Source organism: Aquimarina sp. AWH4_224 (genome assembly GCF_056160245.1).
Window position 1 is genome coordinate 581,642 of sequence record NZ_JBSWWU010000002.1, and the last position, 15,280, is coordinate 596,921.

Annotated in this window: 10 protein-coding genes; 8 read left to right on the forward strand and 2 right to left on the reverse strand. The window is 37.3% G+C overall.

Going from position 1 to position 15,280, the window contains the following annotated elements:
- The first annotated feature begins 15 nt into the window (after positions 1–15).
- The 7 genes from ACXAGJ_RS05915 to ACXAGJ_RS05945 all read left to right on the forward strand — a co-directional run bounded on the left by ACXAGJ_RS05915 (position 16) and on the right by ACXAGJ_RS05945 (position 7,047).
- Positions 16–621 carry a hypothetical protein gene (locus ACXAGJ_RS05915; protein ID WP_474838003.1) on the forward strand — a complete coding sequence of 202 codons (606 nt, stop codon included), beginning with the start codon at positions 16–18 and terminating at the stop codon, positions 619–621.
- Between the two features lie 103 nt (positions 622–724).
- Positions 725–2,071, forward strand: coding sequence for a TlpA family protein disulfide reductase (locus tag ACXAGJ_RS05920; protein ID WP_474838005.1), 1,347 nt, complete (start codon positions 725–727; stop codon positions 2,069–2,071).
- Positions 2,072–2,253: 182 nt separating this feature from the next.
- The gene (locus tag ACXAGJ_RS05925) at positions 2,254–2,817 is read left to right on the forward strand and encodes an adenylate kinase family protein (RefSeq protein WP_474838007.1); all 564 of its coding nucleotides are present in this window, start codon (positions 2,254–2,256) and stop codon (positions 2,815–2,817) included.
- Between the two features lie 33 nt (positions 2,818–2,850).
- Entirely contained in the window at positions 2,851–4,926 is a 2,076-nt protein-coding gene (locus tag ACXAGJ_RS05930; protein WP_474838009.1) for a prolyl oligopeptidase family serine peptidase, read from the forward strand.
- A gap of 46 nt (positions 4,927–4,972) precedes the next feature.
- Complete coding sequence (locus tag ACXAGJ_RS05935; RefSeq protein ID WP_474838011.1) at positions 4,973–5,908, forward strand: hypothetical protein; 936 nt, start codon at positions 4,973–4,975, stop codon at positions 5,906–5,908.
- 35 nt (positions 5,909–5,943) lie between these two features.
- A complete protein-coding gene (locus ACXAGJ_RS05940; protein ID WP_474838013.1) occupies positions 5,944–6,492 on the forward strand; it encodes a hypothetical protein in 549 nt (182 codons plus the stop codon).
- Positions 6,493–6,501: 9 nt separating this feature from the next.
- Entirely contained in the window at positions 6,502–7,047 is a 546-nt protein-coding gene (locus ACXAGJ_RS05945; RefSeq protein ID WP_474838015.1) for a 3'-5' exonuclease, read from the forward strand.
- Positions 7,048–7,076: 29 nt separating this feature from the next.
- Here the strand turns inward: ACXAGJ_RS05945 and ACXAGJ_RS05950 are convergent, their stop codons facing one another.
- Positions 7,077–8,012 (reverse strand): LysR substrate-binding domain-containing protein, encoded by a 936-nt coding sequence (locus ACXAGJ_RS05950; RefSeq protein ID WP_474838017.1) that lies wholly within the window; start codon positions 8,010–8,012, stop codon positions 7,077–7,079.
- A 109-nt stretch (positions 8,013–8,121) separates the two neighbouring features.
- On the opposite strand from ACXAGJ_RS05950, the gene katG reads away from it, so the two are divergent.
- Entirely contained in the window at positions 8,122–10,428 is a 2,307-nt protein-coding gene (katG, locus tag ACXAGJ_RS05955) for a catalase/peroxidase HPI (protein WP_474838019.1), read from the forward strand.
- A gap of 95 nt (positions 10,429–10,523) precedes the next feature.
- Here katG and ACXAGJ_RS05960 read toward each other — a convergent pair whose 3' ends face one another.
- Positions 10,524–15,143 (reverse strand): ELWxxDGT repeat protein, encoded by a 4,620-nt coding sequence (locus ACXAGJ_RS05960; protein ID WP_474838021.1) that lies wholly within the window; start codon positions 15,141–15,143, stop codon positions 10,524–10,526.
- Between the last annotated feature and the right edge of the window lie 137 nt (positions 15,144–15,280).

Genomic DNA, 15,280 nt, shown 5'->3' on the forward strand with positions numbered 1-15,280 from the left:
AAACAAACGTGATCCATGGCTAAAAAAAGTAAGATCAATTATCGACAGCTTCTTATCGAAACCTTTTTTATCGTTTTTGCCGTTTTATTGGCGTTGGTGCTTAATGAGTGGCGTACCGCGGTAAAAGAACAAGACACGGTGGATAAAGTGCTCGAAAACATCGTAAACGAAATAGAAGCCAACAAAAAAGATCTGGAAATAAAATACAAATACCATCTCAAAACCTCTCAAGAGATTGGGAGATATTTGGCCAATGATAGTTTGTGGGAGAGTTTGCAATACAATTCGGGAATAGAAGCAGTAACTCAGTTAATGCCTAAAGGGATTTACAACCCCAATATGCAATCCGGCGCCTGGGATAGTGCTGTGCTAAGTGGGGTGGTCAATTCTTTTGATTATGAGGTGTTGTATACGCTTTCTAATCTGTATCAGGTTCAGGAAAGTGGCCCCAATAGCACCTGGAAAATTATTGCTGGTTTCTATTCTGAAGCCGATTCCTTTAATCGAGAGAATGCCAGACAATTGGCATTACGATTTCAACTGGCTTTTGGAGAACTCTATAATCAAGAACGAAGTTTATTGAATAATTACGAAGATGCGTTGAAAACGCTTCAACAATAGGATTTGATTGTGATTGAGATGGGTAACATTTCAATATGTTAGAACATATAAGTATATATTAGTCTTGCTCACTTTGTTTGGAGCATATAAAATCATACCATCAATGAAACACCTACTTCCACTTTGTCTTTTCGCTGTGTTGATTTCCTGTCAGAATAAGGAAACAGCTATTGCAACGCCAACTGATCCTGATAGTTATCAAATACAGTTGCAAGAACAGCAAGCAGAACAAGTATTGAATCAAAAATTTGGTACCGCAAAACCTGCAGCTTGGCTGGATGAAACACCTTCTTTTCTCAAGGATTTTCCAGAAGCGGATACTTTGGAAGTTCGGTTAACTCGATTTTTGGGTGCACGAAAAATAAAGGAATTATATGCTAATGGAAGCCTGGATAGTATCAAATATCCAATGGACAGCATAAAAAGAGGAGTATATGTCGTAAATGGGTATCGCGATGGGCAACAATTTGTGGTTATCGATGCCAATAACAACTACAGTTTTAAAGACGATACTGTTTTTTACTTTAAAAACGATTTTAAACATCGTATTCCCAAAGATCCTTTGCTTCGAGATAGCATTCCTTTTGTAACCATAGTGTATCAGGATTTTGATGGGGAACAACTCATCGAGAAAACCATGAAAGTAAAACCATTACCAGAAAAACTGCCTTATGAAGAGTTTTTGAACAAGGAGCAACTGAAGCAAATCCCTCCAAGGCAGCTAAAGGACAGTTTTGCTGTAAAACTGTTTTATCAGCAAGATTGGGAAGGGCAATTGCAGTTAGAGGATAACCATTATGTGGTTAATGTCATGAAGTGGTTCCAAGGTTCAAAAGTGCAATTTTATGAAGGCCCCAGAGAAGCGATTACAATCGATCCTCAACATCAAGGATACACCATAAAGGATAGTATAAAATTAGGAAATGCCTATTATATATTGGATAGCCTTACCCCAAAGAAGGATCAATTATTTATCCGAAAACTGGATATCGAAGCTCCAAAATGGGGATACCGCACAGGAGAAACTACGGTAGATTTTACATTCGAAAATATCGATGCAGAACAGAAAAAGGTAAGTGAGCTGTTTGATGGTAAAGAATATGTGTTGATTGACTTTTGGGGAACCTGGTGTGGACCTTGTACAGCGCTTACCCCGGATCTGGTACGAATGTCTCAGGAATATGAAAATAAGATGGCATTGTTGAGTATCGCTTTCGATCAAAAGAAAGAGCCGCTGGCGGCATACATCGCCAAAAACAATATGGCATGGGAACATGTTTTTGTTGAAGGGTATGCCAAAGCGAATATGAAAGAAAAACCAAGGCTCATCAAAAACTTTGCTGTAGAGGGGTATCCCACTTTTATCTTACTGAATTCAAAACTGGAAATAGTACATCGTGGTACAGGAAAACCTGCTTTAGATAAGATAGAAGGGATGATTAAGTCTTAATAGAGAGTAAGCGTTTCAAAAAATGAAACTGACAAACCTTACCTTTATTCGATATTTGTAAATACAAAATCGTAAAATGGTAACATTTGGTGTGGTCGTAACACCTATAAGTAGTATTTCATCTTATAAGTAATACACAATTTGTACGCACAGGTATGGTAAAAGATGATAATCAATAATTTATGGAAATATTAATAATAACGGGGCCACCATACTCTGGAAAAGGAACCCAGTGTGAAATTCTGAATAAACAATTGCAGTACAAGCATATCTCTACCGGCGACAGATGTCGATTGGAAAAAGAAAATGGAACTGAAATTGGGAAAACGATGTCTGCATACGAGGAGAAAGGAGATTTGGTTCCTGATGCAATAATGAAAGAATTATTTAGCCAAATTCTGGATGAAAATCTTAGCAATAAAGGAATAATCCTGGATGGATATCCTAGGACTGAAACTCAGGTTAATGACCTCATCGAATTGGTAGTACAAAAAGATCTGAAAATAAGTAAAGTTCTGAATATTGAAGTACCTAAAACAGAGCTTTTGGAAAGAGCCAAAAAAAGGGCAGAGACCTCCAATAGAAAAGATGATAAAGACCCACAGATTCATATCAAAAGAATCGAGGTTTTTGAAGCTGCCACACGACCAGCGATAACCTATATGAAATCAAAACTCGAAGTCAAAACTTTTGATGGATTGGGATCCATAGACCAAATAACCGAACGCATAAAAGCAAGTTTATAATACCCCCCCCTTTATCAACTCAAATTAAAACCGATGAAAAAATCAATTTTCTTTACCCTCATTATTTTAGGAATATTCGGCAACCTTAATGCTCAAGAAGACCCATATCTATGGCTGGAAGAAGTAGATGGCAAAAAGGCGCTGGAATTTGTTGAAAAACAAAACAAAATTACAGTAGATAAACTAACAAAGTTTAAGCAGTACGACGCCATCTATAATAGCAGTTTAGAAATTTATAACGATACCGAAAAGATCGCATATCCTAGCGTTTATGGAGAGTTTGTATATAATTTTTGGAAAGATAAGGACCATATAAGAGGAATATGGAGACGTAGTCCAAAGGCAGCATACCTAAATGGCACCCCACAATGGGAAACCTTGATCGATATCGATAGAATTTCCAAAGAAGATGGTGTTAAATGGGTATACAAAGGAGCAAATGGATTGTATCCAAAATACAATCGATTTATAGTACTTCTTTCAAAAGGAGGAGGAGATGCTACAATCAAAAGAGAGTTTGATGTAACCACAAAAACCTTTGTAGAAGACGGTTTTTATATCGAAGAATCCAAGGGTAACGCTCGTTACATCGATGAGAATACCTTGATTGTATCTTCTGACTTTGGTGAAAATACCATGACAACCAGTGGTTATCCTAGACAAGTGAAACTTTGGAAAAGAGGGACGCCACTTACCGATGCAAAATTGATCTACGAGGCAAAAACTTCAGATGTGGCAGCAAGAGGGTATTCGCTTAGAGACGGATCTGAAAATTATATCATCCTTGGTCGTTCTATTACATTTTATGAGTATCAAACTTTTGCCTGGATCAATGATAAGCTGGTTAAATTGGATATCCCTCAAGATGTATACATTTCGGGTATATTAAATAACCAGTTGATTTTGGATTTAAAATCAGATTGGGAAGTCGATGGAACCACCTATTCCCAAGGAACAGTAATCAGTCTAAATTTTAAAGACTTATTACAAAACAAAAAAACGATACAACAATTACTAAAACCGGATGAATTTTCTAGCGTATCCGGAATCTATACTACAAAAAGTAAAGTGTTGATCAACATGTTGAACAATGTGAGTGGAGAACTATATACATATTCTTTTGTGGATGGAAAATGGCAACAGCAACAAATTGATGCCCCTGCTCATGGTTCAATTTCTGTTATTGATTTAGATGAGTTTTCTGATGAGTACTTTTTTAGTTTTAGCAACTTTTTGATACCTAATACATTGTTTGTAGCTAATGCGAGTGACGGAAGTTTTAAAGTGTTAAAATCACGTAAAGCATATTTTGATGGAAGCGCATACGAAGTAAATCAAATCAAAGTAGCGTCAAAAGACGGTACCAAGATTCCTTATTTTATAGTTTCTGCCAAAAACATGAAATATGACGGTACAAATCCTACCTTGTTATATGGATATGGAGGTTTTGAGGTGTCCATGGATCCTTTTTACTCGGGTATTTTTGGTAAGGCATGGTTGGAGAACGGAGGAGTTTTTGTATTGGCAAATATTCGAGGTGGAGGCGAGTTTGGCCCTAAGTGGCACCAGGCAGGATTGAAAGAGAAACGACAGAATGTATACGATGATTTTCATGCGGTGGCAAAAGATTTGATTACCCGAAAAGTAACTGCTCCAGAACATCTGGGTATTATGGGTGGCAGCAATGGAGGTTTATTAGTTGGGGTTGCATTTACCCAGCGTCCTGATTTGTATAATGCAGCAGTATGTCAAGTACCGTTGTTAGATATGAAAAGATATAATAGATTACTGGCAGGAGCTAGCTGGATGGGAGAGTATGGTAATCCGGATATTCCAGAAGAGTGGGAGTATATCAAAACCTATTCACCATACCAGAATCTGAAAAAAGGGAAAACATATCCAGAGGTGTACTTTTATACTTCTACCAGAGATGATAGAGTGCATCCGGGACATGCCAGAAAAATGGCGGCCAAAATGATCGATATGGGACATCCTGTACTTTATTATGAAAACACCGAAGGAGGTCATGCGGGTTCGTCTACCAATGAACAATCTGCAAGATCTCTTACAATGGCATTTTCATATTTATTGATGAAGTTAAAAAAGTAAAATCCGGATAAATATCTCTTGTAAACGAAGTTTTGAAATACAGAATATGAAAAATACTTTAATTGCGATAATTATACTTATTTCCCCAACAGTACTACAAGCACAATATTTTAGCGGCGAAATCATATATGAAACGAAGATTATTCCTAAATCTGATACTGTTGATGTTACAAGTATAATTAAGAATAAACATGGTAATATAGCGAAGTATATAATTATGCCTAAACGATACAAGTCAACATATTATAAAGATGAAGTATATCGATATTCCTATACCTATGATGATGAAACAAAAAGGATGTATGATGATTATACAGATAAACCTTATATAACCTATAGAGACTCTAGAAAGTCTAATACAAAATATTTTGATTCAAAAATTTTCAAGGATAGTATTTCAAAGGTGTTAGGTTATGATACCTATATGGTGACATCAAAAGCGGATTACGGTACTACGACAACTTTTTATTCTGATGATATTAGAGTGAATTATTTGGATTTTGAAGGTCATAAAGTTGGGAACTGGTATAATAAATTAAAAGAAGTAAATGGTGCTATAATGTTGAAATCTATTACAGAATTTGAGAATTATTTTGAAGTTCAACAAGCAATCAAAATAGAAAAAAGAGAAATAGAGATAAAGGAATTTAATCTTCCGGATAAACCGGTCGCAGCTGCATTTTCTGCTTTGGATAGTAGAGTTACATTAATAGAACCTAGCCAGGAACAAATAATATGTTATCAGCAAAAAGTAAGGGCCGTATCCAAAGAAAATGGAGAGAAATTTACGAGTTACATAAGTTTTTTTTTAAGTAAAGAAGGAGTGATTATGTTTGTAGATGCTCATGAGGATGATGAGTTTGGATTCTATGAGGTAGGTATAGATGTAGTAAAGGATTGTGGATTTCAATTTGTTCCGGGACAGATTCAAGGAGAAGCTGTAGACTCTCAAGTATATTTTCCAATTGAATTTAGGAAGTAATTATTTTTTTATCAGCCGTTGAGAATCTTATAATAATGAATGCAGAAGAATTTTATGAGAAAATAGATGATTTACCACAAGATCATGAAAATAGGGATCTAGAGGAGTATCTTTTGGCCTTATATAAAAACGTACAAAAGTACAAAGAGGAAAAGCTAACGTATGACCTTGTTTTCAAAATGATTTCTGAAGCTTTTACTAGTGAGGCAGCCATATTTGATGATGGCTGGCTTAGTTATGAAACTCCGCCCGATGTTAATAGGATGAGTAGGAAGTTTACAAATCCTGAAATTAGTGATGCTATAGATAAAACAAATCGTTCACAACTTGAAGCGTTCGAATTTACCGAAGCAGTACTGCGATTTCAAATAGCCGAATTGCATAAAATGCGGGGGAAGCAGTTAAATGATGAATTTCGTTATTTTGGGATTGATTCCGAAACAGGAAATCGATGGTATAACTTTGATCCTTTTGGAAATTTGGAATGTGGAGCGAGATGTATGGTGGATGGTGAAGATTCTTTTGACACATTAGAATGGTCATTTATTGGAGAGCTCCTGGAGAATGGTAGAATTTATGAATGATAGAGAACAATGAATTACATTATATTAGATCTGGAAGCGACCTGTTGGAAAGATCGAAATACAGAAAAACAAAACGAAATTATAGAAATAGGGGCAATAAAAGTAAATACTGAAGGTAAAATTACGGATGAGTTTAATGAATTTGTAAAACCAAAACTACATCCTATATTGTCAGATTTCTGTACAGAGCTTACCACTATTGAGCAGAGCAATATCGATAGCGCAGATACTTATGATAAGGTCATAGAGCGATTTAAGAACTGGATCAACCTTAGTGAACCCTATTTGCTATGCAGCTGGGGGTTCTATGATAAAAAACAATTTCAAAAGGATAGTAAGTTGTATGGTCTTGAAACAGGTTGGTTGGAGCAACATATCAGCTTAAAACATCAATTTGCCAAGATTAAACAACTAAAAAGACCCATAGGCATGGGTGGTGCTTTAAAAATGGAACAGTTGTCCTTAGATGGTACTCATCATAGAGGGATCGATGATGCCCGAAACATAGCGAAGATTTTTATCAATAATCTAGGGTTTTGGAAGGTGAACCTTTAATGTGGTTGAATGCGATAGTAAAACAGTTTTTAAATGGGTTTTACAATTTTAAATTGCTCCTTTTTAGGAATTAAAGGAGTAACCGAAGTTTGTATAAGTCGTGTTAGTTCTTCACAAAGTACTTTTTTAACAAAAAAATTGTGAGTTACCAGTCCAATAGATCGCACGGGGACAGGGTCCTTAAACTCAGTAATCCGGGACTTTTCAGTATGATTTAGCATGCTGTTGGCCAAAAAGGGCAAAATAGTAATCCCTTTTCTGGATTCTGTGATCCGGATAAGGCTTTCCATAGATCCACTTTCAAATTTAAAATTGCCATGGGTTTTCATGTACTTGGCAGATAATTCGCAGATATCATACACTTGTGTTCTTAAACAGTGACCTTCTTCTAATAAACACATTTTTGAGAATTTTAAATCTGGAGGAGAAACTTTGGATTTTGTGTGTTCATCAGTGCAGTCATAGATTAAAAAAGGTTCTTCAAATAGCGGGTATTCTGTTAATTCCTTGTGTTTTAAAGGGAGGGCCAAAATTCCAATGTCGAGATTTCTCTTTAGTAGTTGTTCTTGTATTTGATTTGTATTTAATTCTCGAACACTAATAGTAACCTTCGGAAAACGCTCTACAAAATCAGTAATAAACAGTGGCAACAAATAAGGAGCAAGAGTAGGGATGATTCCTATTTTTAGAGTACCGATCATCTCTCCTTTGATTTCTTGAATGACATTGGTAAGCAAGTCGATTTCGTTGACAATAATTTGCAGTCGTTCAATTATTTTTTGTCCTTCTTTAGTGACCGTTACCGGTTTGGTTTTACGATTGAAGATTTTAATCCCTATTTCATTTTCAAACTTGTTGATCATAGTGCTCAAGGTAGATTGCGTCACAAAGCACTTTTCGGCTGCCAATTCGAAATTTTTGGAATTCACAACTGCTAATACATATTGGTATTGTTGAATGTTCATATGTAAAGATAATAATTATTTACATCATCAATAATTGCATTTATATATTAGTTTTTATCAATGATAAATATTTAAGAATTTTACAATCCAACTATTAATTTATCACACAATGAAAAAAACACTTTCCAGAATTTTGATGACTGTAGGCGCCTTGGCGATCACAGCAACAATTGTTCTATTCTCCTCATTTAGTAGTAATGAAGGAAAAGTAACCAGCGAATCCGAGAAGGGCGGTTGTCCCTTTGGTTTTGATAAGCTGGCTAAATCTACAGGTACGGTAACTAATGGTAAGCCTAAGTCTAACAGAGATTGGTGGCCTAATTCACTTGATCTTACCGTACTGCGTAAAAATGCAGTGTTATCAAATCCGCTAGGAGAAGATTTTGATTACAAAAAAGAGTTTGAGAGTTTAGACTATTTTGCGCTCAAAGAAGATCTAAAAACCTTAATGACCGACTCTCAAGAATGGTGGCCTGCAGATTTTGGTCATTATGGAGGATTGTTCATACGAATGGCCTGGCATAGTGCAGGAACCTACAGATCTGGCGACGGTAGAGGTGGAACAAGAGAAGGAAAACAGCGTTTTGCACCACAAAATAGCTGGCCAGATAATGCCAACCTTGACAAAGCAAGAAGGTTATTATGGCCGATTAAGCAGAAGTATGGACAATCAATTTCTTGGGCGGACTTGTTTATTTTGGCAGGTAACGTGGCCTATGAGTCTATGGGCTTCGAAACCTATGGTTTTGCAGCAGGTCGTGTAGATACCTGGGAGCCTCAAACCGATGTGTACTGGGGGTCTGAAAAAAAGTGGTTAGACGATGAGCGATTTTCTGAAGATAGAGAGTTAGAAAAACCGCTGGCAGCAGTACAAATGGGATTGATTTATGTAAATCCTGAAGGTCCTAATGGAAATCCTGATCCAGCAGCCGCGGCAAAAGATATTCGGATTTCTTTTGGTCGCATGGGAATGAATGACGAAGAAACCGTTGCCCTTATTGCAGGAGGACATACAGTAGGTAAAACTCATGGTAAAGCTTCTGAAGAACATATCGGTCCAGCGCCCGAAGCTGCAGGAATTACAGATATGGGATTGGGTTGGAAAAGCAATTACAAATCAGGAAAAGGTCCAGACGCTACGACTTCTAACCTGGAGGTAATTTGGACAGAAACACCAGACAAATGGAGTCACGGTTTTTTTGAAGGATTATTTGAAAATGAATGGGAGCTGGTTAAAAGTCCAGCAGGAGGACATCAGTTTCAAGCCGTAAATCCCAAAAAGATGTATCCAGATGCTTTTGACCCTAATAAGAAGCACAAACCTACCATGTTGGTCACAGATGTTGCCTTACTTCATGACCCATCCTACAGAAAAATATCCGAGAGATTTTACAAAAACCCAAAGGAGTTTGAAAAGGCTTTTGCCAAAGCTTGGTTTAAACTTACCCACAGAGATATGGGACCTAATACAACATACCTAGGGCCTGAAGTGCCGAAGGAAAGTTTTGTTTGGCAAGATCCCATTCCTAAAGTAAATCACACACTGGTAAATGCAAAAGATATTGCGTCATTGAAAACCAAGATTGCAGCATCTGGTTTAAGCAATAGTGAATTGGTGAGTACTGCCTGGAATTCTGCAGCTACCTACAGAGATTCGGATCGTAGAGGGGGCGCAAACGGAGCCAGAATTAGATTAGAGCCAATGGTGAACTGGGAATCTAATAATCCTAAACAATTAAAACGTGTTCTAGCCTATTATGAAAAAGTAAAAGCAGATTTTGATGCGAACAATGGAGATAAGAAAATCTCTATGGCAGATCTAATTGTTTTGGGAGGATGTGTAGGTGTTGAAGAAGCAGCAAAAAAAGCAGGATATGAAACAAAGGTTCCTTTTACACCGGGTAGAATGGATGCTTCGCAAGAGCAAACGAGTATCGAAGGAATGGAGCTGCTAAAACCAATGGCCGATGGGTTCAGTAACTATCAACAAACGGAGTATACACTTACTACAGAGCAGCTGTTGGTGGACAAAGCACAATTGCTTACCCTTTCTGCTCCAGAGATGACCGTTTTGGTAGGAGGGATGCGTGCGATTGGCGCAAATTATGATGCCTCTGAAACAGGTATCTTAACAAGCAAATCAGGAACGCTAACCAATGAGTATTTCAAGAATTTATTAAGTATGGAGTATGAGTGGGAAGCTGTAGATGATAAACAATATTTGTTTAATGGGTTTAAAAGAGGAACAAAGGATAAAGTATGGACCGCAACAAGGGCCGATTTGATTTTTGGTTCCAATTCTGAACTAAGAGCCTTATCTGAAGTATACGCAAGTGATGATGCCAAGGAGCGATTTGTAAAAGATTTTGTTGCCGCCTGGAACAAAGTAATGATGTTAGATCGATTTGATATCTAGATATATTCTCTTAAAACAACAATTAAATGGCTTAAGAATACTATTCTTAAGCCATTTTTTATGTTCAGGATGCACTTTTGCTAGATGTAGCACTCCTAATTTTTGATAAACTTCTTGATGATAGGATTATTCCCAAAATCGAAAAATGAGATTTCTAGCATATATATTCCAGAAGGTAATGCGGCTATATCGATGACTTCTTCTTCAGAATAATTCACTATTCTTTTTACCAATCTTCCGTTCACATTATAAATCGATAGGCGATTGTTTTGTGGGATTTCAGCAATTTGAATTTGATCTACAGCTGGGTTAGGGTATAGTTTAACCAATCCAAGGCTTGGAGCTACCACAATTGCTTTAGTGATTTCAAAATCGTTGGATACAAAAGTAATGTCGTAATTAGCATTATCTAATGTTCCCTGATTGATGGCGTAACGTCCTGCATCTTCACCCGGAGTTCTTTCCAAACTTCCGTTTAGGATATCATCTGCAACTAGATTTCCTGAGGTAATGCTATAAGTGAGCACCGGATCAGCTGTGCCGGATACTTTGCTCTGGCCTGCATCTGCGGTTACCGTTATAGGTCTCGAAAACACAGTCAACGTCTGAAATACTGAAGCAGCAGCATTATAGTTTCTATCACCTGCTTGGCTTGCGGTAATCGTTGTACTTCCAGCTCCAACAATGGTTATGAGATTTCCTGAAATGGTTGCAACCGAGATGTTAGAACTCCTATAGGCAATTGCTAATCCAGAATTGATGGTAGTATTTACTTCGAAATCCTGGTCTCCGTAGGTTACATCAGTCAACGGATTAAAGGTAATGATTTGATCTACTTTGGTAATTTCAAAATCAGCAGATACAAAAGTAATGTCGTAATTACTATTTTCTAATGTTCCCTGATTGATAGCATAGCTTCCTGCATCTTCACCAGCCGTTCTTTCTAAGCTTCCATTAAGAACATCGCCAGCGACTAAATTTCCAGCAGTGATACTATATGTTAGTAGAGGATCAATTTCACCAAATACTTTGTTCTGACCTGCATCTGCAGTTAGGGTGATTGGTCTAGGGATTACCGTTAAAGGTTGAGACACCTCTAATGCAGGAAGGTATGCTACATTTCCAGCTTGGCTGACGGTAATTGTAGTTGTTCCAGCTCCAACAATCGTTACTGTGTTTCCTGAGACCGTAGCTACCGAAGTATCAGAACTAGAATAGGTAATATCTAAGCCAGAATCGCTTGTTGCGGTTACATTAAAATCTGCATCCCCATACGTTACATTTGGCAAAGTACTAAAAGTGATGACTTGTTCTGATTTTCTGAATTCGTAAGCTCCAATATCGATGGTAGCTGTGGTATTTACATCTCCATCAATGATGCGATCATTTCCTCCTAGATCGGTTGATAGCGTATTTGCTAAATTGTTTCCGATGTCCACCAGCGGAGAATTTCCTTGTAATGTAAAATCGTTATTTGTAGCATCTTTGAAGAGTACATCTGTAATTGTGGTTCCATCAATGTTCCCTGTACCAGAAGGATGTTCTCCTTTAAGATAACTGTATGTTGCATTTAGGTTACCGATTCCTGTAGTATTAAAATTTAGTGCATGATTACCTTCTACAATACCATTGGTAAAAGTGATCGTTCCATCTTTCGTTCCTAAAATTCCATGGCTAGTAGTCGCGGTATTATCGAAAAAGGTACAGTTAATAAAACTTGAGTTCCCTTCTTCTACAAAAACAGGATTAGTTTGTTGAGCTTCATTTCCGTAAAACAAACAATTGATATAATTATTATTTGTTCCAGAATTATGATAAACGGCAGCACCTTCTAGCCCTAGATTATTTCTAAAAATACAATTGACGATCTGGTTATTATTGGCATTCGTTAGATAGATACCTCCGCCTCTGGTATCGTCTAAAAGACTTCCATTTCTGTCTATTTCTGCATTGGCTTCCTCTATAATAAAACCGTCGATAATAGCATTATCCGTATTTCTAAATGTTAATAACGTAAAAGAGTTTCCTGAAATCGCATTTGGAATCCCGATATCTCCGTTGATATAAGTAGGATTAGCTACCCAATCTCTTTCTGTACGACTAGTTTCTGTACCATTAAAACCTCCATAAATTTTAATATTATCAGGAATCGAAAATGTATCGATACGATCAATACCAGGAGTATACGTTCCTTGTTGCACCCATATTTCTTCTATACTAGAGCATCGGTTTGCTAATACTAAAGCCTGGTGTAACGAAGTCGCTTCTGCCCAAGAATACCCACTATTTGCTGCAACTCCCGTTGGGCTAACATATATGGTGGTTGTTGGTAACGAAGTACAATCAAAAGGTTCGAATGCCCAAGTTTCTTCTCCTGTTAAACCATCATCGGCATCAAAAATCATTTTATTGCCTAAAATTGCGATTTCGTCTAATGAAGAACCTCCAGAACCAGGATTTATATCAGCTGCTAATTTTGTCCCATCTAATGTTCCATCGGTTTCCCATAGTTCATCCCCCGAAATACCATCATTGGCACGAAAGTATAGACGCCCCAAATGCACTATTAATCGACTGGGTGATGAACTGTTCGAACCTTCTCTAACGTCAACAGCTAATTTGGTTCCTGCTTCCGTTCCATCGGTTTCCCATAATTCATTTCCATGTATACCATCATTGGCTTTAAAATATAATTTATTATTGAAGACCTCGAACCATTCTGGACCAGAACCTCCTGACCCCGATCGAATATCTTTTACGATTTTAGTTCCACCAACTGTCCCATCAGTCACCCATAGTTCTGTTCCATTCGTACTGTCCGAAGCTCTAAAATATAATTTATTATCAAATACTTTAAAATTTCTTGGATTAGCTCCTGATGTACCCGCTACAAGGTCTGCAAATAATTGCGTCCCTGCTTCAGTTCCGTCACTTACCCAAATTTCGGTTCCATAAGTAGGAGTATATACACTGAAATAAATATTATTATTATATACTACTAAATTATTGAGACCACTACTACTAGCACCTGGAATAATATCTTTTACGAGTTGTGTACCAGCTTCTGTACCATCACTTACCCATAACTCTGCACCATATGTTGGGGTATAGGCTCTGAAATACATCTTATTGTTTAAAATTACAGCATTTCTAGGACTAGATCCACCGTTCCCTGTATTGATATCAGCTACGAGTTTGGTACCTGCGTCCGTACCATCAGTTTCCCATAACTCTTGTCCATTAACCCCTTCACTTCCTTGGAAGTACAATTTACCATTCATAACTCCAAGCATTCTACCAGTAGATCCTGAACTACCTGGCCAGCTATCTTTTACCATTTGTGTGCCAACTTCGGTTCCGTCAGTCTTCCATAATTCGGTACCATTAATATCGTCCCTCGCTTTAAAATAAACAGCACCATTATAGGTCGTAAAATATCGTGCGTTAGAAGATGTTGATTTTTCTCCACCAATCGTTAATAATTGAAAAGTACCCATATTCGTGCCATCACTTACCCACAGTTGACTGTTTCCATTTTCACTAGAAGCACTAAAAAACAATTGACCACCAAAAACAGCCGGATCATCTAGATTGGACCCAAAGATTCCTGTTCTAATATCTTTTACCAATTGCGTACCTGCTTCAGTACCATCAGTAACCCATAATTCTGCCCCAGTTGCCCCATCATTTGCAGAGAAATAAAGTTTATTATTAAATACCCTAAACTTTTCAGGAGAAGACCCTCCCGTTGGGTTGATGTCTTTCACTAGTTTAGTACCTGCTGGAGTACCATCTGTTTCTATTAATTCTACTCCAATAGATGGAAAGTTTGCTCGGAAATAAAGTTTATTATTAAATACGGTAAGTTCTTGAGGGGTAGAACTCGCTATTGGATTAACATTTACCGAAAGCTTGGTACCTGCTTCGGTACCATCGGATTCCCATAATTCAGCATCGGAACTATTATCATTGGCTGTAAAATATAACTTGTTATTATATACCGTAAGGGAACTCGGGTAACTGGATCCAAATGCACTCGTATTAATATCCTTTAATAATTGAGTTCCAGCTTCCGTTCCATCACTCACCCATAATTCCTCACCGTTAGTATTATCGTTTGCTGAGAAATACAATTTATTACCGTATACGGTTAAATGATTTGGGCCAGAACTTCCGCTGCCTACTACAATATCTTTTACCATTTTAGTTCCTGCGGAGGTTCCATCACTTTCCCAAAGTTCTCTACCATTGACCCCATTATTTGCTCTGAAATAGAGTTTGTTGTTGTACACCGTGATATTCGATAAGCCAGAATCGCCTGCTCCAGGGAAAATATCCGCAACGAGGCTAGTACCTTGAGGTGTACCATCGGTTACCCATAATTCATCTCCATGAATGTCATCGTCTCCTCTAAAATAAAGTTTATCGTTAAATACAGTTAATGATTTTGGGGTACAACTTCTACTTCCAGATTTGATGTCGACAAATAAATGTGTACCTGCTGCAGTACCGTCACTTACCCAGAGTTCGTCTCCATAAGTGTCAGTATCAGCAGAGAAAAAAAGTTGTCCTTTAAATTCAATAAGGTTTTCTACATCGGCACCAAAGTTGGTGCTACGGTTGATGTCTTTTACCAAATAAGCTTCTTGGGCACTTATTTGTAATGAACAGATTAAGGTTAAAAATAAAATTAACAGAGTAGAAATTTGTCTCATAGTATAAGGGGCTTTTAATGGTCTTATAGTTTTCTATACCTTATACAAGTTCAACCCTAGATACCCTATTTTCATTTGAATTTTTTCGATAGAAAGCAACAAATTTGTAAAAGGCATATCTTATAGCGAGCTATAAG

Bases quoted from the DNA above. Each gene is read 5' to 3' on its own strand.
- ACXAGJ_RS05915 (WP_474838003.1), top strand. From the start codon at position 16: ATGGCTAAAAAAAGTAAGATCAATTATCGACAGCTTCTTATCGAAACC.
- ACXAGJ_RS05920 (WP_474838005.1), top strand. From the start codon at position 725: ATGAAACACCTACTTCCACTTTGTCTTTTCGCTGTGTTGATTTCCTGT.
- ACXAGJ_RS05925 (WP_474838007.1), top strand. From the start codon at position 2,254: ATGGAAATATTAATAATAACGGGGCCACCATACTCTGGAAAAGGAACC.
- ACXAGJ_RS05930 (WP_474838009.1), top strand. From the start codon at position 2,851: ATGAAAAAATCAATTTTCTTTACCCTCATTATTTTAGGAATATTCGGC.
- ACXAGJ_RS05935 (WP_474838011.1), top strand. From the start codon at position 4,973: ATGAAAAATACTTTAATTGCGATAATTATACTTATTTCCCCAACAGTA.
- ACXAGJ_RS05940 (WP_474838013.1), top strand. From the start codon at position 5,944: ATGAATGCAGAAGAATTTTATGAGAAAATAGATGATTTACCACAAGAT.
- ACXAGJ_RS05945 (WP_474838015.1), top strand. From the start codon at position 6,502: ATGAATTACATTATATTAGATCTGGAAGCGACCTGTTGGAAAGATCGA.
- ACXAGJ_RS05950 (WP_474838017.1), bottom strand. From the start codon at position 8,012: ATGAACATTCAACAATACCAATATGTATTAGCAGTTGTGAATTCCAAA.
- katG (WP_474838019.1), top strand. From the start codon at position 8,122: ATGAAAAAAACACTTTCCAGAATTTTGATGACTGTAGGCGCCTTGGCG.
- ACXAGJ_RS05960 (WP_474838021.1), bottom strand. From the start codon at position 15,143: ATGAGACAAATTTCTACTCTGTTAATTTTATTTTTAACCTTAATCTGT.